Genomic DNA, 24177 nt, shown 5'->3' on the forward strand with positions numbered 1-24177 from the left:
GCGCCCTCCACTAGCTGAACGAGACTTGTGGCGCAGCCCGATCTGCCGGGTCTTCCAGCTCGAAATACTCCGCCTGCTGGAAACCAAAATTGTTGGCCACCAGGTTCGACGGGAACTGCTCGACCTGCGTGTTGAAGCCGCGCACTGCGCCATTGTAGTAGCGCCGTGCCAATTGCAGCTTGTCTTCGGTTTCTTCCAAGGCCTCTTGGAACTCTTGAAAGTTGGCGGAGGCTTTAAGGTCCGGATAGGCCTCGGCGACCGCGATCAGCTTGCCCAAGGCGGCGCCCAAAAGGCTCTCCACGCCTGCGCGCTCGGCGGGGTGATCATCCCCAACAGCTTGCGCCCGGGCCCGCAGTGCTGTGACGTTCTCCAGAACCTCTTTTTCATGCCCCATGTAACCTTTTACGGTTTCCAGCAGGTTGGGGATGAGATCGGAGCGACGCTGAAGCTGGACCGAAATACCAGACCAGCCCTCGCGGACCATTTGTCTGCTTTTCACCAGTGCGTTGTAGATGACAATCGCATAGCCAACAACGGCGATGATGAGCGCGAAAATGATCCATTCCATAGGGCTGTTCCTTGTTGAAGCGACCTTGGTTTAGGCGGCCTTGTCGGTGGCAGCAGCGCCACCGGCGCGGGTGTTCAGCCATGCGGCCCCACAGGCCTTGGCCAGTTCGCGCACTTTAAGAATGTAAGACTGGCGTTCTGTAACGGAGATCACACCGCGTGCGTCGAGCAAATTGAAAATGTGGCTGGCTTTGATGCATTGATCATAGGCTGGCAGCACGATTGTGTTGGGGCCTTCTGCGTCTGGTCTGCCCGCTTCAAGAAGTTGGCGGCAGGCGCGTTCGGCATCCTCAAAGTGTCGAAAAAGCACAGCGGTATCGGCAGCTTCGAAGTTGTGGCGCGAATACTCTTCCTCAGCCTGCAAAAACACATCGCCGTAGGTGACCTTTTCATCGCCCTCTTGGCCGTTGAAATTGAGATCATAAACGTTCTCAACGCCTTGCAGGTACATGGCGATGCGCTCAAGGCCATAGGTCAGTTCGCCTGAAACAGGCGAGCAATCAAAACCGCAAACTTGCTGGAAGTAGGTGAACTGCGAGATCTCCATACCATCGCACCAGCATTCCCAGCCTAGGCCCCAGGCGCCAAGCGTTGGGCTTTCCCAATCATCTTCAACGAAACGGATGTCGTGGGTCGAGGCTTCCAAGCCAACGACCGCCAAAGAGCGCAGATAAAGGTCCTGCAGATCAGGCGGCGATGGCTTGAGGATCACCTGGTATTGGTAGAAGTGCTGCAGACGGTTGGGGTTCTCGCCGTACCGACCATCCTTGGGGCGCCGCGAAGGCTGTACATAGGCGGCCTTCCAGGGCTTTGGACCAAGAGAACGCAGTGTTGTGGCCGGATGGAACGTGCCTGCCCCCATTTCCATGTCGTAGGGCTGGAGTATCGCGCAGCCCTGGTCAGCCCAGAACTGTTGCAGTGTCAAAATCAGCCCCTGAAAGGAGCGTTTGGGATCATTGTGGGAAGACATCGGCGCCTGCGAACAAAGTCAAAAGGATGAACAATCTCGTAGGCAGCCAGGTGTTTTGGGTCAAGCTTCAGTCGTCGGCTGGCCGGTAAGTCCCTGTTGCTTCATCTTTCTCAAGCCGCTGGGCGTCTTTGCGTTCACGCGGAGCAGACCGTTGAGCTTGCATGGTGTTGTTCACGCGTCGCCATTCACGCCGTGCCATACGAAACAACACCAGCCCGCCTACAAAGATAGCGGCACTTGTGAGCAAAGTCGGCATTGTGTCTCCTCCCTGAACTGCCTAGAGGCCAAATCTCTGCCAATGCACACGCTCCTCAACGCGTGAGAGCAAACCATCTACCAAGCCGTCGGCCAAAACAGATGGGTCAGTACTGAGCAATGATGATTGGCTGCGAAACAGGCTGAAAAAACCGCGCTTTTGCATGGGAATGCCGACCAACTTCACCTTGTCGCCAAAGCGATCTTTCATGGCCTGATCGAGATTTTCGATACGATCGGCAAGACCCAGTTCAACTGCTTTACCACCGGCCCAGAACTCCCCGGTGAAGAGGCTGGCGTTCTCTGGATCAATACGCCCCTCGCGACGGGTTTTCACCAAGCCAACAAAGCCATCATGGATGTCTTTTTGAATGGCTTTCAGGCGTTTGATGTCATCGGATTTTTCCGGGCTGAAGGGGTCAAGCGCCAGCTTCTTCTCGCCAGCGGTGTAAACGCGGCGCTCAATGCCCCAGCGCTCGATCACGCGGTCCAGACCGAAACCTGCCGAAATCACGCCTATTGAGCCGAGAATAGAGCTTTCATCGCAGAGGATTTCATCGCCCGCGCACGCCAGCATATAGCCACCAGAAGCACCAACATCCTCAACGAAGACGACAACTTCTTTTTCTTTTTCCGCCGCCAGTTTGCGGATGCGATCATGAATGAGCCGGGATTGAACAGGTGACCCTCCAGGCGAGTTGATAGAGATCGCAACCACAGGCCCGTCGAAGGAGAATAGCTTTTTCAGCGGTCCGGCGGCAGCTGCCAGCGTCAATCCACGCGAAAACCTACCATTTTCACCGCCAATCACGCCGGTTAGACGCAGAACAGGCACATGGGGTGTCTTGGAGCGAAGCGATTTGGGCAGGTAACGGCGGAACATGACGGACTTTCTGTGCAAGAACTCTCACGCCGACATGGGGCCTTTGGTCAGGCTGCGCAAGAGCCTAGCCACCAAGCGCAATGGCGGAATGACCTTCAAGAATTGATCGGGCTTGGCACGTATACTTGCCATCTTCGCGATGGAGCACCAGACCTGGCAGCAAACGAACCGGGGTTTTGCGCCCTTTAATCGCACGCACCAAGACCCGCTCTGCTGGCAAACCTTCACTTGGGTGAAGGCCGAGAATGGTGATGGCGCCAAACCGACCTTTCAAAGCTACCATAAGGTCAGACAGCCCATCAGCGGCAAAGATCAGCGTTAGCGATCCGCCGGGTTTCAGAACGCTGGCGGCTGTGCGCATCCAAGCATCCAGATCATCATCGCTGACCACATGAGCTGCTTGCTTGGCAGGATTGACCCGTACGTGCCCGGCCTTGCGATACGGTGGGTTGGAGAGCACGTGATCAAAAGAGGCCCTCTCTAGGCCGCAGGCAATGCGCTGGGGTTCAGAAGCCAGCAAATCCACTTCCAGCACCTTGGTACGCGCAGCCAAACTTGGATTGCGCTCCAGCGATTTTGCGCAACACGCCAGCATCTGCTGATCCTGTTCAGCCAAGGTGATATGTGCCTCCGGGTTGGCGTAAGCTGCCATGAGGCCAACCGTGCCCGCACCAGCACCCATATCAAGAATGGCGCCGGTGGCGCCATTAAGCGTGGCTGCAAGGAACACTGCATCTGAGCCGGAGCGATGAGCATCAACAGCCGGTTGAACCAGCATGACCTGACCGCCAAGAAACGCATCGGTGGTGGTTGAAAAGTCGCTCACTGCGCGCCTGACCTCTTCAAACCGGCATAATGCCAGCTTCGGTGAGCACGCGTTCGGCTTGAGCCTTGCTATCGGCATCCACCATCACACGACGTGGCAGAACACCGATGGAGCCTTCCAGGATCGACATATGCTCGTCGGCGATGAAGTAGATGATGTCAAACTCCTTCAAAACCGCTTCAGTCGCGGAGATCAACACCATGTCGTTGGTCCGGAAAAGTTCGATCATCGGTCGTCCTCTCAAGGTTCCTCTCACCTGACCGCATTTGAGGGCCAAAACAAGCCCTTGGCCACGTTCTGCAGGACAATGGACCCAGAGCGTGACCGTTTGCCGGACTGTTCAAGCGCGCGTTCCTGTGCTTTGCACGGCGCAAGCAACCGGGAGGCTTGGTTTCAAAACCGCGACCCTCCCCTTCTCTTTCGGCCCTTTGGCCAAATCAAAAGGTATGTGCGTGATGGGTGTTGTCGTCCCGCTGGAGCAGGATCAACAAAACAGTGCGGGCGCTCGCGCGACGCTGGATCGGGTGATGGCGCTTTCTGGGCCCTCGATGAAAGGCGTCAACACAATGATCCTGTCGCGCACCGGGTCTGACGTGACGATGATCCCAGAGGTCGCCAAACACCTTATTGATTCTGGCGGCAAGCGCCTGCGCCCGATCCTTACGCTGCTGTGCGCGGAAATGTTCGGCTATCAGGGCAATGGTCACGTCAAGCTCGCTGCGAGTGTGGAGTTTATGCACACAGCCACGCTGCTGCACGATGATGTGGTGGATGAAAGCGACATGCGCCGGGGCAAACCGGCCGCTCGCATGGTATGGGGCAATCAGGCGAGCGTTCTGGTCGGTGACTTTCTGCTCGGCCAGGCCTTCCAGATGATGGTGGAAGTCGGCTCGATGGATGCGCTGGATGTGCTTTCCAAGGCCTCTGCGATCATTGCCGAGGGCGAAGTGCTTCAGCTGACCACGGCGAAAAACACCAACACGACCGAAGACGACTATCTGCAGGTCATCCGCGCCAAAACGGCAGCTTTGTTCTCAGCAGCTTGTGAGGTTGGGCCGATCGTTGCAGGACAGACAATTCAAGGTCTGGGAGAGATCGAGCGGGCCGCATTGCGCTCCTATGGCATGAATTTGGGGCTTGCGTTCCAACTGGTCGACGATGCTCTGGATTATGGTGGCTCGGCCAAAGACCTTGGCAAGGACATTGGCGATGACTTCCGCGAGCGCAAAGTCACGCTGCCAGTGATCCTCGCCTATCGCCGCTCCGAAGGTGAGGAGAAAGCCTTTTGGGATCGCGTGATTGTCGCTGGTGATCAAAATGAAGGTGATCTTGAGCGCGGGATTGCCTTGGTGCGTGATCGCCAGGGGCTAGCCGATACAATCAGCCGTGCCCAGCACTATGGCGCAGTCGCCGTGGATGCGCTCGATGGTCTGCCTGCCAGCGACCAGAAAGAAGCCCTGTTGGATGCGGTGGCGTTCTGTATAGACCGGGTGACGTAAGCCTTTTTTGCTGGGCAAAACCCAAGGCGCCTTAACCGTTCCATCCAATGGACCATGGACCCGGCTGCCCGGTGGCGCTAGGGCATAGGGCCTGTTATTGCACCGCACACTCCTGATCACTGCCCGCCAAGGGACGCATCGTCATCATGAACGCATCCATCGCATCCGCTGCCGCTCAACCTGAAACAGCGCATCACTGGGTCTATTCGTTTGGCGGCGGCGGTGCCGACGGCGATGCCACCATGCGCAATCTGCTCGGTGGCAAAGGGGCCAATCTGGCTGAAATGAGCCGTATTGGTCTTCCTGTACCACCAGGGTTCACCATCACAACCGAAGTCTGCACGCACTTCTATGCCCATGAACGGACCTACCCGGACGGGCTAACCGAGCAGATCGATAACGCTTTGGCCAAAGTTGCCGCGATAACGGGCAAAACGTTCGGCTCTACCGACAATCCGCTTTTGCTGTCAGTGCGCTCCGGCGCGCGGGTATCGATGCCCGGCATGATGGACACGGTGCTGAACCTTGGCCTCAACGATGTAACAGTGGAAGCCCTGGCACGCTTGTCTGGGGACGAACGCTTTGCGTGCGACAGCTATCGCCGGTTCATTCAAATGTATGGCGACGTGGTGATGGGTGTTGACCATGAGCTGTTTGAAGACGCGCTTGGCGCGGCCAAAGACAAACGCGGCGTGGAGCTTGATACCGACCTGACGGCGGAAGACTGGCGCGGGCTGATTGCTCAGTTCAAAGCAATCATCGAAGAAGAAGCTGGCGAGGCTTTTCCTCAGGACCCGTTTGATCAACTCTACGGCTCGGTTGGTGCGGTGTTCAAAAGCTGGATGGTGCCCCGCGCCATCACCTACCGTATGCTGCACGACTACCCCGAAACGTGGGGTACGGCAGTAAACGTGCAGGCCATGGTATTCGGCAATATGGGCGAGCGCTCGGCCACTGGCGTTGCTTTTACTCGCAATCCTTCAACTGGCGAAAAGTCGCTCTACGGTGAGTACCTCATCAACGCTCAAGGCGAGGATGTTGTGGCAGGCATCCGCACCCCGCAGCCACTAACCAGAAAAGCCCGTGAGGAGGCAGGTGTTTCTTCACCCTCGCTTGAAGAGGCAATGCCAGCGGCGTTCGATGAGTTCACCAAATATTGCGATGCGCTCGAAGCGCACTATCACGATATGCAGGACATGGAATTCACCGTCGAAGACGGTACGCTCTGGATGCTACAGACCCGTAGTGGCAAACGCACCACCAAGGCGGCCATGAAGATCGCCGTCGACATGGTGTCAGAAGGGCTTATCACCTCTGATGAAGCCCTGATGCGCCTTGACCCAGCGGCCATCGACCAGCTGCTACACCCAACCATCGATGAGAACGCTGAACGGCAGATTATCGCGCGTGGTCTTCCAGCTTCACCCGGCGCGGCAACCGGTGAGATCGTGCTGACATCGGCTGCCGCCGAGGAAGCCGCAGCGGCTGGGCGCGATTGTATTTTGGTGCGTGTCGAAACCAGCCCGGAAGACATTCACGGCATGCATGCGGCCAAAGGTATTTTGACCGCCCGTGGCGGCATGACCAGCCATGCGGCTGTTGTGGCGCGCGGCATGGGCACACCTTGTGTGTCGGGTGCAGGCGCCCTGCGCATCAACAACGACACCGGCATGATCGCCGCAGGCCCCACCAAGTTGAAGGCTGGCGACGTCATCACCATCGATGGGGCATCCGGCGAAGTGATGCTCGGCGCCGTGACCATGCAAGAGCCTGAACTGACCGGCGAGTTTTCTGCGGTCATGGAATGGGCTGATGCCACGCGCCGAATGACGGTGCGCACAAACGCTGAGACGCCAGCAGACGCTGAGACAGCGCGTAAATACGGCGCGGAAGGCATCGGGCTTTGCCGCACTGAGCATATGTTCTTTGACGGTGATCGGATTGTTTCGGTTCGCCAGATGATCCTTGCCGATGATCCGGCAGACCGTCAGAAGGCACTCGACAAGCTGCTGCCGATGCAACGCGGCGATTTCAAGCAACTGTTTGAAATCATGGCAGGCCTGCCGGTAACGATCCGCCTGCTCGACCCGCCGCTGCATGAGTTTTTGCCACGCACCGACGAAGAGATGGAAGCGGTTGCCGCCGACATTGGCGTAGACGCCGACCTGTTGCGTGAGCGCACGCAAGAACTGCACGAGTTCAACCCAATGCTGGGCCATCGTGGCTGTCGCCTTGCGATTTCGTACCCGGAAATTGCACGCATGCAGGCGCGGGCTATTTTTGAGGCTGCTGTTGAGGCGGGCAACGCAACTGGCAGCTTGGTTGAACCGGAGGTCATGGTGCCTTTGGTCGCCACCAAAGCCGAACTTGATTTCGTAAAGAAAGAGATCGTCGCTGTGGCTGACGCGGTGATGGCCGAAAAAGGCGTCACGATCCCTTACACCGTCGGCACGATGATTGAGCTGCCACGCGCTGCCTTACGCGCTGGAGACATTGCCCAATCAGCGCAATTTTTCTCCTTTGGCACAAACGATCTGACGCAAACCACGTTTGGTATCTCACGCGATGATGCCGGGCAGTTCCTAGGCACCTATGAGCGCCTTGGCGTGATGGAAAAAGATCCGTTCGTGACGCTCGATCAGGATGGCGTTGGCGAGTTGGTGAAGATCGCCACCGAACGCGGCAAAGCTGTCAGTGTGGACATGAAAATGGGCATTTGCGGTGAGCATGGCGGCGATCCTGCCTCTATCGGCTTCTGCGAAACCATTGGACTGGACTATGTTTCGTGTTCACCCTTCCGCGTGCCGATTGCGCGATTGGCAGCTGCCCAAGCGGCTCTGCGTGTGAAGCAATCTGACGGGCCTGGTGCTTCTTGAGGAGCTAAAATCTGGTGGCAAGCGCGCGATAGCACGCGCGCTTTCGCGGCTGGATCGCCTTGAGCTTACCCTTGACGATGCTGATTTGTTGGATGCGGCTTACGCTGAGCCGCAAGGGATTGTCATCGGGCTGACTGGGCCACCAGGCGTCGGCAAGAGCACTCTCACTCAAGCGCTGATCGAGCGCATTCGTGCTGCCGATAAATCGGTGGCGGTGATTGCAGTCGATCCATCCTCGCAATCAACCGGTGGCGCGCTTCTCGGCGACCGCACACGCCTGTCGCTTGACCCGGAAGATAGAAAGCTATTCGTGCGCTCGCTGGCAGCTCGGAACCGACTGGGTGGCCTATCTGACCATGCCATTGCCGCAGCTATGCTTTTGCGCGCTCTGTTCGATGTGGTGCTGGTGGAAACCGTCGGTATCGGTCAGTCAGATGCTGATGTGGCACTGATTGCGGACAGAAGCTTGCTGTGTGTTCAGCCTGGCTCCGGGGATGCACTGCAATTCATGAAAGCTGGCATCATGGAATGGCCAGACGTCATCGCCGTCACCAAAGCGGATACAGGACCTCTCGCCCGTCGTGCCCGCGCCGATGTCGAAGGGGCGCTGGGTCTTGCCGCGCATAAGGGTGATGGTCCGAGCGTGTGTTTGGTGTCAGCGCGAACCGGTGAAGGCGTGGATGGTTTGGTGGATGCATTGCTCACCGGTGATGCGCCTGACCGTGCAGGCCAAGCCGAACGTTTGGTGCGCGATGCCATCACGCGCAAGTTTGGCAGCTATGGCGCATCAAAACTCTCATCAAGCGCCATTCAAGGTGCCAATGGCCCGTTTGGTGCGGTCTTAGCAGCAAGTGAAAAGCTCAAAACCTAAACAGCAAACGCGTGTTTGCGCTCCTCGCGCGGAGACACACCGAACTTGCGCGCATACTCCCGGCTAAATTGGGTGGGGCTTTCATAGCCTACATCAAAGGCGACACTGGACACCGAGCGATCCGTCTCGCCGAGCAACCGGCGCGCCTCGATCAGCCGGATCGCCTTTTGGTATTGCAGCGGGCTGTTGCCGGTGACCGCTTTGAAGTGCTCATGAAAGGTCGAAACGCTCATAGCTGACAGGTTGGCAAGGTCGGGGATGGTCAGCGGTTCGCGAAAATCATCTTGAATCCGTCTGATCGCCCTGGCGATTCGGCCCGCATGGCTATCAATCCGCAGCAGCTCTCTCAGCATGCCTCCATTGTCAGCCATCAGTAGGCGGAAGTGAATTTCGCGCCGAATAAGAGGCTCCAGCACCTTTGCTTGCAAAGGGTCGGTGTGCAACGCGAGCAAACGATGCATCGCATCTATCAGCTCATCATCGGCCCTCCCAACAGCCACGCTGTTGGCTGGGGATTTTTCTGGCATCGCCTCACTCACCTCATCATAAAGGCTGCGCACAAGGGTCATGTCCAGTTCGATGACAATGGCGATATAGGGTTTTTCTTGCGAGGCCTCCAATATCTGCGTCGTAACCGGAAGATCGTGACTGACTATGAGCGCGTCGCCTGTACGCATCGCCACTCTGCGCTCTCCCAATGCAACCTCTTTCTTGCCCTGTAGAACCAGGCAAAAGATGGGTCGATAGATCTGCTTTTGCAGTGTCATCGACGTATGATCATACACAACAACGATGTGCGGCGCGTCACAAAAATAGAGGCCTTGCTCGGTCGGGCGCTGCGCGACGAACTCATATATGTCTGATAAAATTGATCTTTTCATAATTTGTGCGTTCTATTGCCGTGCTTAAGCGATGCCACAGCTCAACAGAGTAGAAAAGCACAATTCCAGATCTTCGGAGAAATAGGCAGAAACTCTATAGGAATTGGCAGGTACGGCGCACGCGCAGCTCCTACCCTGGCTCCATCGCAAACAGGAGCACACCATGACCAAGACAATCCTCATCACCGGCGCATCGAGTGGCATCGGCAAAGCCACCGCCAAACACTTCCGGGCCCAGGACTGGAATGTGATCGCCACCATGCGCTCGCCGGACAATGAAACCGAACTAACGTCACTCGACAATGTGCTGGTCACCAAACTCGATGTGACCGACCAAGCCTCCATCGATGCAGCGGTCAATGCCGGGCTGGATCGGTTTGGCGCCATCGACGTTCTGGTCAACAATGCCGGCTATGGTGCCTATGGCCCGTTGGAGGCCTTTGACATGGATGGCATTCGCCGCCAGTTCGACACCAATGTGATAGGCCTGCTGGCCACCACAAAGGCGGTGTTGCCCCATATGCGGCAAGCCAAGTCGGGCACCATCATCAATATCTCATCGATGGGCGGCAAGATCACCTTCCCGCTTGGCACGCTCTATCATGGCACCAAGTTTGCTGTTGAGGGCATCTCCGAAGCACTGCACTACGAACTGGAATCCTTCGGCGTGCGGATGAAGATCGTGGAGCCGGGCATGATCAACACCGACTTCGGCGGACGCTCGTTCGACTTCCAAAACGATGAAGGCCTCACCGAGTATCAGGAGCTCATTCGAAAGCTCTTTGCCGCCTTCGAAACCATTGCGGAGGCCGGCTCGGATGCCAGTGTTGTGGCTGATGTCATTTGGAAAGCGGCCACTGATGGCACGGCAACCCTACGATACACGGCCGGCGCGGACGCCGTGGAGTATATCGCCAATCGCAAAGCGCTGGACGATGAAACCTTTATCGGTGGTATGAAGGCGCAACTGGGCCTCTAGGTCAAAACCTTGGGCTCTTTTTTCGACCCTATAGAATAAAGTCGCGGGCCCGCCGGGCTCGCGGCTTTTTGTTGCCGCATCTTACCCCTTCTGGCGCCATGATTGCTCGGCAAAGACAGAATGTCCGCACCACCTGCCAACCAGCGAAAGGTGAGCCATTCTTAGGCTCCTCTTAAGGCGGATTAACCGGCCTTAACCCAACTGTCCCAACTCAAAACGCTTTTGCCTTCAGCGCTTTACCGCTTTGCAAGGTTAACGCTCTATCACCGAAACTGTTCAGGTGTGGCGAATGGGAGCTCACCACATTTGAGCAACGGTATGGCGATGGGTTGAACGCCGCACATGTGTGCCGTGCTTCGGTTGGGGTTTTGCGTAGGAGTTGCGAATCCATGTCTGGTGTTGAGCCTGTCGCCAAACACCGTTTGCCTGAAAAGCTGACATTGACGGTCCGTCGTGGACCATCATCAGATGATACAGAGCAAACGCAAACGCCTCTTAAGAGGCTTTCCAAATCCTTGTCCAAGATGCGCCGTCACGCGCTTGCCAAGACAACGGCATTGGCGCTGCTTGGCTCCTTTGTTGCTTTTTCGCAGCCTTCTTCGACCGGCCACCTGGATGCGGCGCATCTGCTCGGACTGGACGGTCCGGGCGCAGAGCGTTGGCAGACCTTTCTCATGGCCTCGCCTGCTGGCTCCATTCATGAAGCAACGCTGCATTTGGACGATCAAAGAGGCGCGGACTTTGCCCATGCTGGCATTGGTCAATTGGCTGGTGATGGTGTGCAACGTGCAGCTATCGCGCCGTCCATCAGTGATGACGATCTAATCACCGGCTCCATTCCCGACGGTACAGATCCACTGGTTGCGCGTGACACGCGGGCAAACAGAATGATGACGCCTGCCGTCCACGCGCTGTTGGAATCACGTCGCACACCTGTTTCGCTGTTTGATCAGCACCCCTTCGCGCAAGTGGATGTAGCCAGCCTGCCAACTGATGGGTTTGGGGGCTACATCGGTATGATCGCGCCCGACCCGACGATGATGGTTGCTGATGCACCAGCCGATCTGGAAGCCGAGAACAGTGCTTCTGTTGGCAGCGACTACGCTATGGCGATGGTTGCACCCTCTTCAGCAGCATCTGCGCTTGCAGCAACCGAAGGCCAGCGTCAGATCTCAGCGTTTTTGAACAATGATCGGCAGTTCGAGTGCCTGGCCGAAGGCGTCTATTTCGAAGCGCGCGGTGAGCCACGTCGCGGCCAAGTTGCGGTTGCCCAGGTGATTATGAACCGGGTGAACCATGATGAGTTCCCGGACACGATCTGTGGTGTGGTCTATCAGAACCAGCATTGGCGCAATCGATGCCAGTTCTCCTTTGCCTGCGATGGTGTGCCGGAGCGCATCACCGAGCGTGCGGCTTGGGAAGTGGCTGAAGACGTGTCACGCCAGGTGCTTGAAGGGCGGGATTTGATCGAGACGATCGAAGAGTTCGACCCACTACCACGCCACCTATGTGCGCCCGCGCTGGGCACCGCGCATGATCCGGCTGGATCGCGTCGGCCTGCACATTTTCTACAAAGGTCGGTACGGCGGCTGGCGCTAAGTCAAAGCGCCTGTCCTCACCCACCAATCGGGATGCGCCGCCTGAACTCTGGTGGCCAGTCTTTCTGCATCATATGTCGTGTCGAACAGCGCAAAACATGTCGCGCCAGACCCTGACATGCGGGCGAAAGGTGCACCTGCTAGCGCGTCAAGGCACGCTTCCACTGCTGGTGCAATGTTGATGGCTGGTGCCATGAGGTCATTGCGTGTTGAACGCAAGTAGCTGATCAAATCACCAAAGGACTGTGGTTCGGGCCAATCAGGCATCGGAGGATTGGTTTTCTGGTCAAGCGCTTTGAAGACAGCCGGTGTTGAGACGCCAATACCGGGATTTGCCAGCACGACATGCGCCGATGGCAAAGAAACCGGCCTGTTGTCTTCGCCAATGCCTCCGATAATCGCGGGGGTCGCGGCCAAGCACATGGGCACATCAGCGCCCAATGCCAAGCAATCGGCCATCTCTTGACCAGAAAGCACCCGTCCCTTGGTAAGCAGTGTGATGAGCCCGGCTGCGTCTGCCGATCCGCCACCAATGCCGGATGCGATAGGCAGGTTTTTGGTGAGATGAATACCGACCGGAGCTGTTGCTTCTCCCCAACCGCGGACAAGGGCCAGCGCATGGCCAAGCGTATTGGCCGCAAGTGGTGGAGCGCCTTCAGCGAAGGGGCCGTCCACCGTCAGGCGATCGTCTTCGCCTGGCCCGGTCGTAATCTCATCGCCGACGTCGGCAAATGCCACCAGAGAATCCAGCAGATGGTAGCCGTCCGCTCGCTGCCCGGTGACGTGCAGCGCGAGATTGAGCTTCGCACGTGCCAGCATGATGGCAAGCGCTAGCGCAGAGTGGGGATTTCATAGCCTTCAGGCCACGTGCCAACCGACTCGACCTCTTCGCGGGTGAGGCCACGTTGAAGCTTGCGCTGGATCGCCTCTTCATCGACCTCGTCGGAGTCGTCCAGATCGCGCGCATGGCTCCATTGGAACCGCGCTTCCAAACGCCGGCCAACCATCCAATAGGCATCGCCAAGATGATCGTGAATAACGGCCTGAGATGGATCCAACGTCACCGCACGCTCAAGCTGCTCAACCGCATCTTCAAAGCGGCCAAGGCGGAAATACACCCACCCAAGGGAGTCGACGATGTAGCCTGATTCAGGGCGCATCTCGACAGCGCGTTCAAGCATCTCAACTGAGCGGTCCAAATGCTCGCCGCGGTCAACCCAGGTGTAGGCCAGATAGTTCATCACGTCAGGCTGATCGGGGAAGAGATCAAGCGCTGTGAGAAAATCAGCCTCGGCTTGAGTCCAGCGATCTGTGCGCTCATAGGCAATAGCGCGCTGGTAGAACAACCGCCAATGCTCACGGCGGTGATCGGTGATTGTTTCAATGCCGCTGGAATAGACCTCAGCTGCGCGCTCAAAATCGCGACGGAACCTAAGCACAGTGCCAAATGTGTTGATGGCTTCCAGATCGGTGGGATCAGACTCAATCAGCGCTTCGAGGTGCGCATCGGCTTCATCGGGACGTTCCAACTGGTCAAGCAAAACGCCCAAGCGAATTTCAGCGGTGCGTTTGAGCGGATGGGCGTTGCCCATGCCCTCATAGGACTCCACCGCCCGCTCCCAGAGTTCAAGTGACTCGTAAACCCGCGCCAGGCCGAAGCGGCCCAGATCGTGCTCTGGATGCACAAAGAGCGCCAGGTTCAGATAGATGGCTCCGACTTCTTCAGCACCATCTTGGCCAAGGGCAAGGCCAAGGCCGTATGCCACTTCAGCGATACCCTGTTGCGGTGTGGTGATCCGATGCCCCATCGGCTGACCAGCTTGAAGGGCTTCCAGGTCGGCGAGGATAACGGCGTTCAGCGGCGCAAGCTCCAGGAAGGAGGTTAGCACCTCTTCAGCCTGTTCGGCCTGATCATTGGCGACCAGAGCTTGGGCATAGCCTTGAACCAAACGCAGAGCGCCCGCATCAGTCGAATAGGCACGCTCCATATCACGCAACGCACCTTCAAGATCACCAGATGCCAAGCGGATAAGGCCAGCATGGTAGGCGCCGTAAAGCTCCACCCAGGCCGGGCCATCAAGCGCATCAAGCTGCGCCAAGGCCTCATCGGTGTCGCCATTTGCGTGCTGCACCCAGGCGCCAACCAGAACCGAAACCAGATCACCAAAGCCATCGGTCTGGTAGGTCGCTAACTCGCGTATCGCCGCGCGGTACGAGCGTTGGCGCACGGCATCCAAGGCCAATGTCAAACGGGCCATGCCGGTGTCACCGGATGCTGCCAGAATGGCGGCCAAATCCAAGGCGCCTGTCATGCGACCGTCGGCAAGTTCCATCGTGAAAGCGCTGTGCAAGAAACGCTCAGAGGTTGGTTCCAGCTCATAGGCCTGACGATAAAAGTCAGCCGCTGAGGGAATGTCGCGCTCGGTTTCAGCCAGCGTCGCTGCCAGATAAAGCCCGGAGAGAGATGGAGCTGTCAGCGCCGCGACGGGTGGTGCAAGCGCATCGGCTTGATGCGTTTGCTGCGCGACGGTGTCAGCCTGCACGGCTGCATGAAGTCCGATGGCGAAGAGTGCGCCAAGGCATGTGGATGCGGCGGATTTCAACATAAGGTCCCTTTTCGGCGGCCCATTTTACGCAGGCGTTTCACGGCGCGCGAGGTGATTTGCTTCGCATATGTGTCCAGCAACCATGGCTTTTTCCCGGCAGCTTCACAAGCGTTCAGAACACCGCATGGTCGCCACGCTCGATCGTAGCCTCGCCGCGCGCAAGTTTGCCATAGAAATCAGCCAGTGTGTCGGTACCATAGGATGGTGTCGCATCCGCGTCATATCGGCCGTACTCGGCATCCCAAACCAGCATCGATTCCGTCGCGTAGTAACGACCGATGCGCGCCAGCTCTGCTTTCTCGGCAAGGCTGGGAACAAGCTTTCCTAGACCTGAAAGCACCGCAATGATGGTGCTGATAAGCGCGACCGGTACGTGTTTGATTGTCGGCTCTTTTTCAACAGCAGCAAACAAGGCTTTGCCTTGATCAAGCGGTGTTATCGCCTCGCCAGGGCCGCCAATGGGCAGAAGCGCGTTTTGGCGTGCAGGGTCCCACAAACACCCAACAATAAATTCAGCAAGATCATCATCGCTGATCGGTTTGCAGGCGGTAAGCTTTCCATCGCCAAAAACCAGGAATGGTTTGCCTGCCTTCACCCGATCCAATTGGCCAGACAGAGATTTGAAGAAGGCTGTTGGTCGAACAATAGAATAGGTAAGATCAGCATCGATGAGCGCTGCCTCAAACGCCAGCTTGGCGTGCTGGAACGCCAACAACGGCTTTTGCACACAGATGGCCGAAAGCAGAACGAACTGCGCAACCTCTGCCTTTTTGGCCACGTTCAGAAGGTTGAGGTTGGCCTGGTGATCGATGGCCCACGCATCTTTTGGCGCGCCCGAGCGTGAGGCCAGACAGGAGATCACAGCGTCAAACCGCTCGTCTTTGAAGCCATCCCTTGCAACAGATGCCTCGTCGGTGACGTCCCCAAACCGCAAGGTAACGCCGGGCAACAAGACCTCTAACCCTTCGCGTTGGCGCACCAAGCACACAACGTCGTGGCCCTGTGCCACCAACACCTTGGCAACAGCCTGCCCTATTGTGCCGGTCGCACCGGCCAAAAAGACCCGTTTGGTGGCAGGTTCATCCATCTACATGTTGGGATAGTTTGGCCCACCTGAACCTTCGGGCACGGTCCAGACGATGTTCTGGTTGGGGTCTTTGATATCGCAGGTTTTGCAATGAACGCAGTTCTGCGCGTTGATCTGGAAGCGCTTGTCGCCCTCTCCATCATCGACCCACTCATAGACCCCTGCAGGGCAATAGCGCGCTGATGGGCCACCATATTGGCCAAGTTCAGAGGCGTGCTGCAAACGATCATCAAGCACTTTGAGATGGATCGGCTGATCTTCTTCATGGTTGGTGTTTGAGAGGAACACCGATGAGAAGTTGATCAAAGGTCAGCTTGCCATCGGGCTTGGGATAATCAATCGGCTTGGCGGAAACCTCTGTTGCTGTGGTCTCATAATCGGCTTTGCCATGACCCAGCGTGCCAAAAAGCGAGACGCCAAGCTTGCTGGCCATCCACATATCAAGCCCACCCAGCATGACGCCAATGCGGGTGCCATAGCGGCTCCAAAGCGGCTTCACATTACGCACCGGATTGAGATCGCGTCCGATGGCGCTGGATCGCCAGCCAGCCTCATAGCTATCCAGCGTGTCACCAGAACGTCCCGCTTTCAGCGCATCACTGACGGCGTCTGCAGCCTGTATGCCGGACAGTACCGCGTTGTGAGAGCCCTTGATCCGCGGCACGTTGACGAAACCTGCAGCACAGCCAAGCAGCGCGCCACCTGGAAATACGAGTTTGGGCACAGACTGATAGCCGCCTTCCGAGATGGCTCGCGCGCCATAGGCAAGACGGCGCCCGCCTTCAAAGGTCGGAGCGATCATCGGGTGGGTCTTGAAGCGCTGGAACTCTTCGAACGGTGACAAATGAGGATTGGTGTAGTTGAGGTGCAGCACAAAGCCGACTGCCACCTGATTGTCTTCCAAGTGGTAGAGGAACGACCCACCGCCGGTGCTGTTGTCCAATGGCCAACCGAAGGAGTGTTCAACACGGCCTGGATGGTGGTTCTCTGGCTTCACTTCCCAGAGCTCCTTCAGGCCAAGGCCGTACTTCTGATGGTCAGCGTTGTTGGCCAAATCAAAGCGATCAATCGCCTGTTTCGATAGCGACCCACGCACACCTTCGCCGAGCAGCACATATTTGCCATGCAGCTCCATACCTGGCGTGTAATTGCCGGTCGGTTCTCCATCGCGGCCAACGCCCATATCACCGGTGGCGACGCCATAGACCGCGCCTGCGTCGTTGATTAGCAGTTCAGCGGCAGCAAACCCCGGATAGATCTCAACACCTAAGCCTTCAGCTTTTTCCGCCAACCAACGACAGACATTGCCCAGCGAGACGATGTAGTTGCCGTGATTGCCCATCAGCGGCGGCATGGCAAAATTGGGCAAGCGCACGCCACCACCCGGCCCCAGATAGTGGAAGCGGTCTTCGGTAACCTGCGTTTTGAGTGGATGATCGGCGTCCTCACGCCAATCAGGTAGCAGGGTATCCAAGCCTATGGGGTCAACCACAGCACCCGATAGAATATGCGCGCCAACCTCAGCACCTTTTTCCAACACCACAACGTTGCAGTCGGCGTCCGCCTGCTTCAACCGAATGGCAGCGGCCAGCCCAGCAGGACCAGCGCCCACAATGACAACATCAAACTCCATGCTTTCGCGTTCTGTTGTCATCTCATAAATCCCGCTATGCCCGATGTCCGATATGCTGCGCCGCACAGTCTGTGCGCCTGCCCTTTGTTCCGATATAAGGGCGCTAGGTCAACTCGCTCAAAGGTCGCGTCACCAAACCATGCAAGGTCAAGCGCTGAAGGAATTGCTGGAATTCTATGAAGCTGCAGGCGTCGATGCGACGCTGGGTGATGCACCCGTGGATCGATTTGCCCAAGCTGAACCCACGCCGAAGGCGGCCGTTCATCCAGCCCCCTTACCAGCGCAGCCGGTGGCGCCGCATCCCCAAGCTCCGCAGGTTCACGCGGCGGAGCCACATCATGGCTTGGAACAGGCCAAAACGCTGGCCGCTGAGGCGCAGACCTTAGATGCTTTGCGCCAAGCCCTAGAGGGGTTTGAAGGTTGCGGTTTGAAGAAAACCGCCCGTCGGCTGGTCTTTGCCGATGGCAATCCAGAAGCCAAAATCATGCTGATCGGCGAGGCACCAGGGCGCGATGAGGATGCACAGGGCTTGCCCTTTGTTGGGCGCTCTGGCCAGCTTCTCGACAAGATGCTGGCTGCCATCGGCCTGGACCGAACCAAGGTTTATATCGGCAATGTGATTTACTGGCGCCCACCGGGCAATCGCACGCCAACGCCTGACGAGCGGGCGATGTGCGAGCCGTTTATCCGCCGTCAGATCGAGCTGGTCGCCCCGAAAGTGATGATGTCGCTGGGCGGCTCCGCACTGTCAGGCCTCTTCGGAATTCAGGGCATTATGAAAACGCGCGGGCAGGTTTTGACCTATGCCCAAGGCGACCTATCCATACCTGCGGTACCTACGCTTCACCCAGCGGCGTTGTTGCGCAACCCGGCCAACAAACGTCTTGCCTGGCAGGATTTGCTGCAATTGCAATCGCTGATCGAGGAGCATGGCGCTTTATGAGCCGTATCGACGAAAGCCGCCGTTTCATACCGCTGAACATTGCTGTTCTTACCGTCTCTGATACGCGTGTGCTAGAAGATGATAAGTCCGGCGATGTCCTGGTCGGTCGACTGGAAAAAGCAGGCCATGCTTTGGCCGATCGCGCCATCGTCAAAGATGACGCCCCAGCCATCGCCGATCAGGTGCAGACCTGGGTTGCGCGCGATGATGTGGATATTGTGATCACCACCGGGGGAACCGGGTTTACAGGACGCGATGTCACGCCGGACGCCATCGAGCCTCTGTTTGAGAAACGCATGGATGGGTTTTCAACCCTGTTTCATCAGATCAGCTTTGAGAAAATCGGCACCTCATCGCTGCAATCGCGCGCGACAGCAGGGCTTATCGGCACAACTTTCGTTTTCTGCCTGCCGGGATCACCTGGCGCGTGCAAAGACGGCTGGGATGGTATTTTGCAGTACCAACTGGACTATCGTCACATGCCCTGCAACTTCGTCGAGATTATGCCGCGACTGGACGAGCACTTAAAGCGCGGCGCGGGATAACGCACCCTGCTCGTGCTCGGCGGCTTCAGCCTTTTCAAGCGGCTCCATCGGCTGCGCCAGATGTGTGCGAGAACGCAAACGCAACAAGTTCGGCAAGCGAACGGATGGATCTGGTGCGGTCCAATCGATTATCGGAGGCCTTGCGCCTGTAAAGTCGGCACGACGCATAACAATGCCCTGCGACAGCTTTGCCAATGACATCAACCGATTGGCAGCCAGAATAACCATGCGGCGGCGCACATCAGCACTGCCCGCTTCTGGCTCGTGCTCTGGCCTGTAGACAGCCGACAGCCTGCCGCGCGCTGTTTTCACGCGTTCCTGACGCTCAACGAACGACAGTGTTTCATCCAGCCAGCCAGGCGAAAGCACAGTGGTCTGATCCAGCAACATCATCCATTGGCCACGATGAGCCGCTTTCAGTGCTTCTGTGGTTTGATTGGATGTGTTTTTGGCAAGCAAAAACGTGGCGCCGGCAGCATCCGCGATCTGCGGTGTGCCGTCATTTGACCCGATATCGAGAAACACCACATCGCGCACGACACCTTCCGCAGCGGCAGCGACAAGCGGGCGCAGCACATCCAGAAGAACGTTTTCGCCGTTATGTGTGCGGATGATGACGCTAAGCATGGCGCTTTCGTTAGCATGCACCTGCCACATTTGGCGAGGTTTTCCAGGCTTTTCGGTTACCACTGAGCCGTTGGCATAGATTTGTTCTTTTTTTGTTCTCATTCCTGCGTTATGGTCGCAGCTGACGACGCAAGGCGGCACAAAGCATGGATTGTTGCGCATGGAACAGGATCACAAGCAGCCGAAGGTGAGACGTGGGCGAGCGGCCAACACCAATGCAAGCGGCAGATTTGAACCATTGGCACGGGTGGATATGGACGATGGTTGGGACTTACTGGCCGACTTACCGCCGCTCAAGACTGAGATTGCGCTGGAAGCGGCACGCCATATCATCACGCGCAATACCTCGCCCGATATCCCTTTCGACCGCTCCATCAATCCGTATCGCGGCTGCGAGCATGGCTGCATCTACTGCTTCGCCCGGCCAACCCATGCCTATATGGGCCTCTCGCCCGGCCTGGACTTTGAAACAAAGCTGTTTGCTAAACCCAATGCCGCCAAACTGTTGCGCGCAGAGCTGATGAAGCCTGGCTATAAGGCAAAGCCCATTGCGATTGGCACCAACACGGACCCCTACCAGCCGATTGAGAAGACCCAGCAGATCATGCGCGGCATTCTTGAGGTCTTGGCCGAACTGAAACATCCCGTTCTGATCACCACAAAATCGGCGATGGTGGCGCGCGATATCGACATTCTGGAGCTGATGGCCAAAGAGAAGCTGGTGCATGTGAGCCTTTCCATCACCACACTTGATAAGCGATTGGCCCGGGCCATGGAGCCCCGTGCCTCCACACCCACACGCAGGCTGGCGGCCATTGAGGCGCTGAGCGCTGCAGGTGTTCCAACATCAGTCGGCGCGTCACCAATGATACCAGCGCTCAATGACCATGAGCTTGAGGCTATTTTGCAGGCTGCTCACAAAGCAGGTGCGACCGGGGCCACTTACATTTTGCTGCGCATGCCGCTGGAAGTACGAGATATCTTCAAGAGCTGGCTGGTCGAACATTATCCTGGCCGATACCGGCATGTGCTCTCGGTGCTGCGGTCTATGCGCGGTGGCGCCGACTATGATGCGCGCTGGGGCAAGCGCATGGAAGGAACCGGGCCGTTTGCGCAGGTGCTTGCTAAGCGGTTCAAGCTGGTGACAGAGCGGCTGGGTATGCGTACGAAGAAGCCAAACCTACGCTGTGATCGGTTTCTGGGTCATGCAGCAACCCGCGCGCAACTGGACTTGTTTGGCCAAGAAACCAGTTCGCCAGAAACGCAAACGGGCGCCAGCTAGGGTCTCGACCCTGGCGCTGGCGCCCGCTTTTCAGTGTCAGCTTAAAGCCTAGCTGTCTGCAGGAATACGCAGAACCTGACCTGGATAGATTTTGTCCGGATCGGAGAGCATTGGCTTGTTGGCTTCGAAAATCTTCATGTACTTCGAACCGTCGCCATAGGCTTTCTGCGAGACTGCCCAAAGCGTGTCGCCTTTTTCCACCGTGTGGAAATCGGCAGCGTCAGATGTGTCTTCCGGTTGAATGTTGTCCTCAACCGACGCGATGCCTTCCACGTTACCAGCGGCAAGAATGATCTTCTCGCGCAGTTCCTGGCTTGGTGCGGAGCCAGCGATGACGACTTTGTCGCCTTCAACTGTTACTTCCACATCGCCTTCGAGGCCGAGATCAGCCACTTCTTTTTGAATGGCTTCGGCGGGATCATCGCCTCCCCCGAACAGTTTTTTGCCCGCATCGCGCACAAACGAAAAAAGTCCCATTGCGGTATCCTTTCTAGTCCCCTGAGTATTTGTCCCCGATTGATACGGGCTTGGCGTGTTAACCACGCCGCTTGCCTATAGAGAGGTAAGACGGGCTTGAAAACCCAAGGTTGAAAGCTTTGTGTTCACCGCCCTCGGCATGCCAGATGGCTGCATGTTGGGAATTTGAGGAGGGAATCAGTGGCCAAACGCTCTCGCGGCGCCGTCTATGGAGCCCAATCCGGTGCCTTCGCCAAAGCCAAGCACACGGGTCCGGATGGTCACTTTGAGGAGCAAGCGCACCAGCTTGGCTTCCAACGTGTGTGCGGCGTGGATGAAGCAGGGCGCGGCCCACTTGCTGGGCCGGTGGTTGCTGCCGCTGTTGTTTTGCCCTTTTGGTATGAAGCCCCTAGCGGCCTGGCCCTGCCTCCGAGCTTGGCTGGGCTCAACGATTCCAAACAGATCACCGAACGATTGCGCGATCAGCTTTTTGACGAGCTTTGCCAGATCGCAAATGTCAGCATTGCCAGCGTCTCGGCTGCTAGTATCGATGCGCGTAACATCAGAAAAGCGTCGTTAGAGGCCATGCGCCTGGCCGTGCTCGGGCTGCCGGAACCGCCAAGCTTTGCGCTGGTGGATGGCAAAGATGAACCACCTGGGCTCCCCTGTGCTGCGACAGCGATTATCAAAGGGGACGGACGCTCTCTCTCTATTGCGGCAGCATCGATCTGCGCTAAAGTGGCCCGCGATGCGATGATGGTCTCCGCCGATCGGCTTTACCCCGCCTATGGTTTTGCCACGCACAAGGGCTATGCTACCGAACGTCACCGTGATGCTTTGGCCGAGCACGGACCCTGCCCTTTGCATCGGCGAACCTTTGCGCCCGTGCGCGAAGCGTTGATGCACGTCAGCGCTCGCCCGGCATCCAGGCCTTAGTGTTAGCCGTGTTGTGAGACAATGAAAGCTCACTGACTACCAACGCTCCAAGGACGCTGGTCTATGCCTGAAAGTGAATCCGTTACAGGAAAGTGTTTGTGTGGCGCCGTCAAAATTTTTGCCGAGTCGAACACACGTGAAGTCGCCGCTTGTCACTGTGATATGTGCCGACGCTGGTCGGCCGGGCCATTTATGGAACTCCCGTGCCACCACGTTCGCTTCGAAGGCGAGGACAGCATAAGCCGCATTCGCTCATCAGACTGGGCTGAGCGCGGTTTTTGCAACAAATGTGGGTCCATTCTGTTTTACCACATTATGGAAAGCGACGAGTATCAGATCTCAGCCGGATTGCTTGACGATCAATCGCAACTGCGTCTCACGCTGCAAGTGTTTGTCGATCGCAAGCCGCCCTTCTACAGTTTTGTCCAAAAGACCAAAGAGCTGACCGAGGCTGAGGTTTTCGCGATGTACCAGCCACCCGCTGACTAGGCGCAGATCGACTTGGTCACGAAACTGTTTCTCTTTGAAACCACCGCCTGATCAAAAATATCTTCCAGTTTGACCGCTCCGTTCCTTTCGGAACGACAGCTCTGTCACTTGATCTCCTTCACGATTTGACAACCCTTTCTCAACCCCCCCTTTACCTTAACGCGGCATGATCGCGGCACTTGTTTAGGTGTTGCGTACAGGTTGGGTCATGTCAGTATTGCGTATGGAGGCGCAGCGTCATCGCGCCTCCCATTCCCCCCACATTTCTCTCGATGATCAGGCGCTTGCGACCTATCGCAACCAGGTGACAGTCGGTGACTCCATCGCGCTGATGGAAAAGCTGCCTGCCGGCAGCGTCGATGTCATCTTTGCTGACCCACCCTACAATCTTCAGCTTCAGGGTGCGCTCCAGCGCCCAGACCAGAGCGATGTCGATGCTGTTGACGATGCTTGGGATCAATTTGACAGCTTCGCTGCCTACGACGCTTTCACCAGCGCCTGGCTTCTGGCAGCGCGACGCATTCTAAAGCCCAACGGGACACTGTGGGTGATAGGCAGCTACCACAACATCTTTCGTGTCGGCGCGAGCCTTCAAGACCTCGGCTATTGGGTGCTTAACGACGTGGTTTGGCGTAAGACAAATCCGATGCCCAATTTCAAAGGCCGCCGGTTCGCCAACGCTCATGAAACTCTAATTTGGGCGGCGCGCTCCGAAGCTGGGAAGAAGTACACCTTCAACTATGACGCGCTGAAAGCAGCCAATGATGATGTCCAGATGCGATCGGACTGGACGTTGCCGATCTGTACGGGCGGTGAACGGCTGAAAGATGATGATGGCAACAAGGTGCATCCCACGCAGAAACCAGAAGCCTTGCTAGCGCGAGTTCTGCTTGCTTCGACGAAACCTGGAGATCTCGTGCTTGATCCTTTCTTTGGCACCGGCACCACCGGCGCCGTCGCGAAGAAGCTGGGGCGTGACTTTATCGGGTTTGAGCGCGAGCATGCCTATGCAGATGCCGCGCGTGCGCGCATTGAAGCCGTCGAACCGGTGCCAGATGCAGCTCAATCCATGCTGCAAGGCAAGCGGGCCCAGCCACGCGTGCCCTTCAATGCCCTTCTCGAAGCCGGCTACATCATGCCAGGTGAAGAACTGGTGGACGGACGCGGGCGTCATTCCGCGCTCGTTCGCGCTGATGGCACACTGGCAAGCGGTGATCATGAGGGGTCAATTCACAAGGTTGGTGCGCTGGTTGAAGACCAGCAGGCCTGCAATGGCTGGACATTCTGGCACACCAAACGCGATGGCAACCTTGTATTGATTGATGACTACCGCGCGGAAATCCGCAAGAAGGCCGTTTAGCCCGTCTT

The 24177-nt window shown here is 57.3% G+C and carries 23 protein-coding genes and 1 pseudogene; 11 read left to right on the forward strand and 13 right to left on the reverse strand.

Annotation, left to right across the window (positions count from 1 at the left end; genetic code table 11):
• Positions 1–10: 10 nt before the first annotated feature.
• From ABWH92_RS00350 to ABWH92_RS00375, 6 genes are all read right to left on the reverse strand, one after another.
• Positions 11–568 (reverse strand): LemA family protein, encoded by a 558-nt coding sequence (locus ABWH92_RS00350; protein ID WP_375571091.1) that lies wholly within the window; start codon positions 566–568, stop codon positions 11–13.
• Between the two features lie 30 nt (positions 569–598).
• Entirely contained in the window at positions 599–1537 is a 939-nt protein-coding gene (locus ABWH92_RS00355; RefSeq protein WP_375571093.1) for a glycine--tRNA ligase subunit alpha, read from the reverse strand.
• A 67-nt stretch (positions 1538–1604) separates the two neighbouring features.
• Positions 1605–1793, reverse strand: coding sequence for a hypothetical protein (locus tag ABWH92_RS00360; RefSeq protein ID WP_375571095.1), 189 nt, complete (start codon positions 1791–1793; stop codon positions 1605–1607).
• Positions 1794–1814: 21 nt separating this feature from the next.
• On the reverse strand, positions 1815–2675 hold the full coding sequence (locus tag ABWH92_RS00365; RefSeq protein WP_375571096.1) for a S49 family peptidase: 861 nt from the start codon (positions 2673–2675) through the stop codon (positions 1815–1817).
• 64 nt (positions 2676–2739) lie between these two features.
• Positions 2740–3501, reverse strand: a complete 762-nt coding sequence (locus tag ABWH92_RS00370) for a tRNA1(Val) (adenine(37)-N6)-methyltransferase (RefSeq protein WP_375571098.1) — start codon at positions 3499–3501, stop codon at positions 2740–2742.
• A 16-nt stretch (positions 3502–3517) separates the two neighbouring features.
• Positions 3518–3730 (reverse strand): DUF2007 domain-containing protein, encoded by a 213-nt coding sequence (locus ABWH92_RS00375; protein ID WP_375571100.1) that lies wholly within the window; start codon positions 3728–3730, stop codon positions 3518–3520.
• Between the two features lie 298 nt (positions 3731–4028).
• Between ABWH92_RS00375 and ABWH92_RS00380 the strand changes: the two genes are divergently transcribed.
• The 3 genes from ABWH92_RS00380 (at position 4029) to ABWH92_RS00390 (ending at position 8747) form a co-directional block, all read left to right on the forward strand.
• The gene (locus ABWH92_RS00380) at positions 4029–5000 is read left to right on the forward strand and encodes a polyprenyl synthetase family protein (RefSeq protein ID WP_375574296.1); all 972 of its coding nucleotides are present in this window, start codon (positions 4029–4031) and stop codon (positions 4998–5000) included.
• A gap of 146 nt (positions 5001–5146) precedes the next feature.
• Entirely contained in the window at positions 5147–7876 is a 2730-nt protein-coding gene (gene ppdK / locus ABWH92_RS00385) for a pyruvate, phosphate dikinase (protein WP_375571102.1), read from the forward strand.
• The gene (locus tag ABWH92_RS00390; protein ID WP_375571104.1) at positions 7866–8747 is read left to right on the forward strand and encodes an ArgK/MeaB family GTPase; all 882 of its coding nucleotides are present in this window, start codon (positions 7866–7868) and stop codon (positions 8745–8747) included. Before ppdK ends, ABWH92_RS00390 begins: the two co-directional genes overlap by 11 nt.
• Here ABWH92_RS00390 and ABWH92_RS00395 read toward each other — a convergent pair.
• Positions 8744–9628 (reverse strand): AraC family transcriptional regulator N-terminal domain-containing protein, encoded by an 885-nt coding sequence (locus tag ABWH92_RS00395; protein ID WP_375571106.1) that lies wholly within the window; start codon positions 9626–9628, stop codon positions 8744–8746. The genes ABWH92_RS00390 and ABWH92_RS00395 overlap by 4 nt on opposite strands.
• A 163-nt stretch (positions 9629–9791) precedes the next feature.
• On the opposite strand from ABWH92_RS00395, the gene ABWH92_RS00400 reads away from it, so the two are divergent.
• Both ABWH92_RS00400 and ABWH92_RS00405 read left to right on the forward strand, forming a co-directional pair.
• Complete coding sequence (locus ABWH92_RS00400; RefSeq protein ID WP_375571108.1) at positions 9792–10607, forward strand: SDR family oxidoreductase; 816 nt, start codon at positions 9792–9794, stop codon at positions 10605–10607.
• Between the two features lie 389 nt (positions 10608–10996).
• Positions 10997–12322 (forward strand): cell wall hydrolase, encoded by a 1326-nt coding sequence (locus ABWH92_RS00405; RefSeq protein WP_375571110.1) that lies wholly within the window; start codon positions 10997–10999, stop codon positions 12320–12322.
• Here ABWH92_RS00405 and ABWH92_RS00410 read toward each other — a convergent pair.
• From ABWH92_RS00410 to ABWH92_RS00425, 4 genes and pseudogenes are all read right to left on the reverse strand, one after another.
• The gene (locus ABWH92_RS00410; RefSeq protein WP_375571112.1) at positions 12203–13024 is read right to left on the reverse strand and encodes a 4-(cytidine 5'-diphospho)-2-C-methyl-D-erythritol kinase; all 822 of its coding nucleotides are present in this window, start codon (positions 13022–13024) and stop codon (positions 12203–12205) included. The two genes, ABWH92_RS00405 and ABWH92_RS00410, sit on opposite strands and share 120 nt — an antisense overlap.
• A gap of 11 nt (positions 13025–13035) precedes the next feature.
• The gene (locus tag ABWH92_RS00415; protein ID WP_375571114.1) at positions 13036–14811 is read right to left on the reverse strand and encodes a tetratricopeptide repeat protein; all 1776 of its coding nucleotides are present in this window, start codon (positions 14809–14811) and stop codon (positions 13036–13038) included.
• 112 nt (positions 14812–14923) lie between these two features.
• Positions 14924–15868, reverse strand: coding sequence for an NAD(P)H-binding protein (locus ABWH92_RS00420; RefSeq protein ID WP_375574297.1), 945 nt, complete (start codon positions 15866–15868; stop codon positions 14924–14926).
• Positions 15869–15898: 30 nt separating this feature from the next.
• A pseudogene (locus ABWH92_RS00425) lies at positions 15899–17552 on the reverse strand (electron transfer flavoprotein-ubiquinone oxidoreductase).
• 118 nt (positions 17553–17670) lie between these two features.
• Between ABWH92_RS00425 and ABWH92_RS00430 the strand changes: the two are divergent.
• Both ABWH92_RS00430 and moaB read left to right on the forward strand, forming a co-directional pair.
• Positions 17671–18474: a uracil-DNA glycosylase family protein gene (locus ABWH92_RS00430; protein ID WP_375571116.1), complete on the forward strand. Its 804-nt coding sequence runs from the start codon at positions 17671–17673 to the stop codon at positions 18472–18474.
• A complete protein-coding gene (gene moaB / locus ABWH92_RS00435) occupies positions 18471–19019 on the forward strand; it encodes a molybdenum cofactor biosynthesis protein B (RefSeq protein ID WP_375571117.1) in 549 nt (182 codons plus the stop codon). Before ABWH92_RS00430 ends, moaB begins: the two co-directional genes overlap by 4 nt.
• On the opposite strand, the gene ABWH92_RS00440 is transcribed toward moaB, so the two are convergent.
• Positions 18999–19646 (reverse strand): glycosyltransferase, encoded by a 648-nt coding sequence (locus tag ABWH92_RS00440; protein WP_375571119.1) that lies wholly within the window; start codon positions 19644–19646, stop codon positions 18999–19001. The two genes, moaB and ABWH92_RS00440, sit on opposite strands and share 21 nt — an antisense overlap.
• 160 nt (positions 19647–19806) lie before the next feature.
• Here ABWH92_RS00440 and ABWH92_RS00445 point away from each other — a divergent pair, with 160 nt between their 5' ends.
• Positions 19807–20928, forward strand: coding sequence for a PA0069 family radical SAM protein (locus ABWH92_RS00445; protein WP_375571121.1), 1122 nt, complete (start codon positions 19807–19809; stop codon positions 20926–20928).
• A 48-nt stretch (positions 20929–20976) separates the two neighbouring features.
• Here ABWH92_RS00445 and lysM read toward each other — a convergent pair whose 3' ends face one another.
• Positions 20977–21405: a peptidoglycan-binding protein LysM gene (gene lysM, locus ABWH92_RS00450; RefSeq protein ID WP_375571122.1), complete on the reverse strand. Its 429-nt coding sequence runs from the start codon at positions 21403–21405 to the stop codon at positions 20977–20979.
• Between the two features lie 180 nt (positions 21406–21585).
• Here lysM and ABWH92_RS00455 point away from each other — a divergent pair, with 180 nt between their 5' ends.
• The 3 genes from ABWH92_RS00455 (at position 21586) to ABWH92_RS00465 (ending at position 24169) form a co-directional block, all read left to right on the forward strand.
• Complete coding sequence (locus ABWH92_RS00455) at positions 21586–22320, forward strand: ribonuclease HII (protein ID WP_375571124.1); 735 nt, start codon at positions 21586–21588, stop codon at positions 22318–22320.
• A 63-nt stretch (positions 22321–22383) separates the two neighbouring features.
• Positions 22384–22809 carry a GFA family protein gene (locus tag ABWH92_RS00460; RefSeq protein WP_375571126.1) on the forward strand — a complete coding sequence of 142 codons (426 nt, stop codon included), beginning with the start codon at positions 22384–22386 and terminating at the stop codon, positions 22807–22809.
• A 208-nt stretch (positions 22810–23017) separates the two neighbouring features.
• Positions 23018–24169, forward strand: coding sequence for a site-specific DNA-methyltransferase (locus tag ABWH92_RS00465; RefSeq protein ID WP_375571128.1), 1152 nt, complete (start codon positions 23018–23020; stop codon positions 24167–24169).
• The last annotated feature ends 8 nt before the right edge of the window (positions 24170–24177 follow it).

This window comes from Ahrensia marina (assembly GCF_042140245.1).
GTDB lineage: Bacteria > Pseudomonadota > Alphaproteobacteria > Rhizobiales > MH13 > MH13.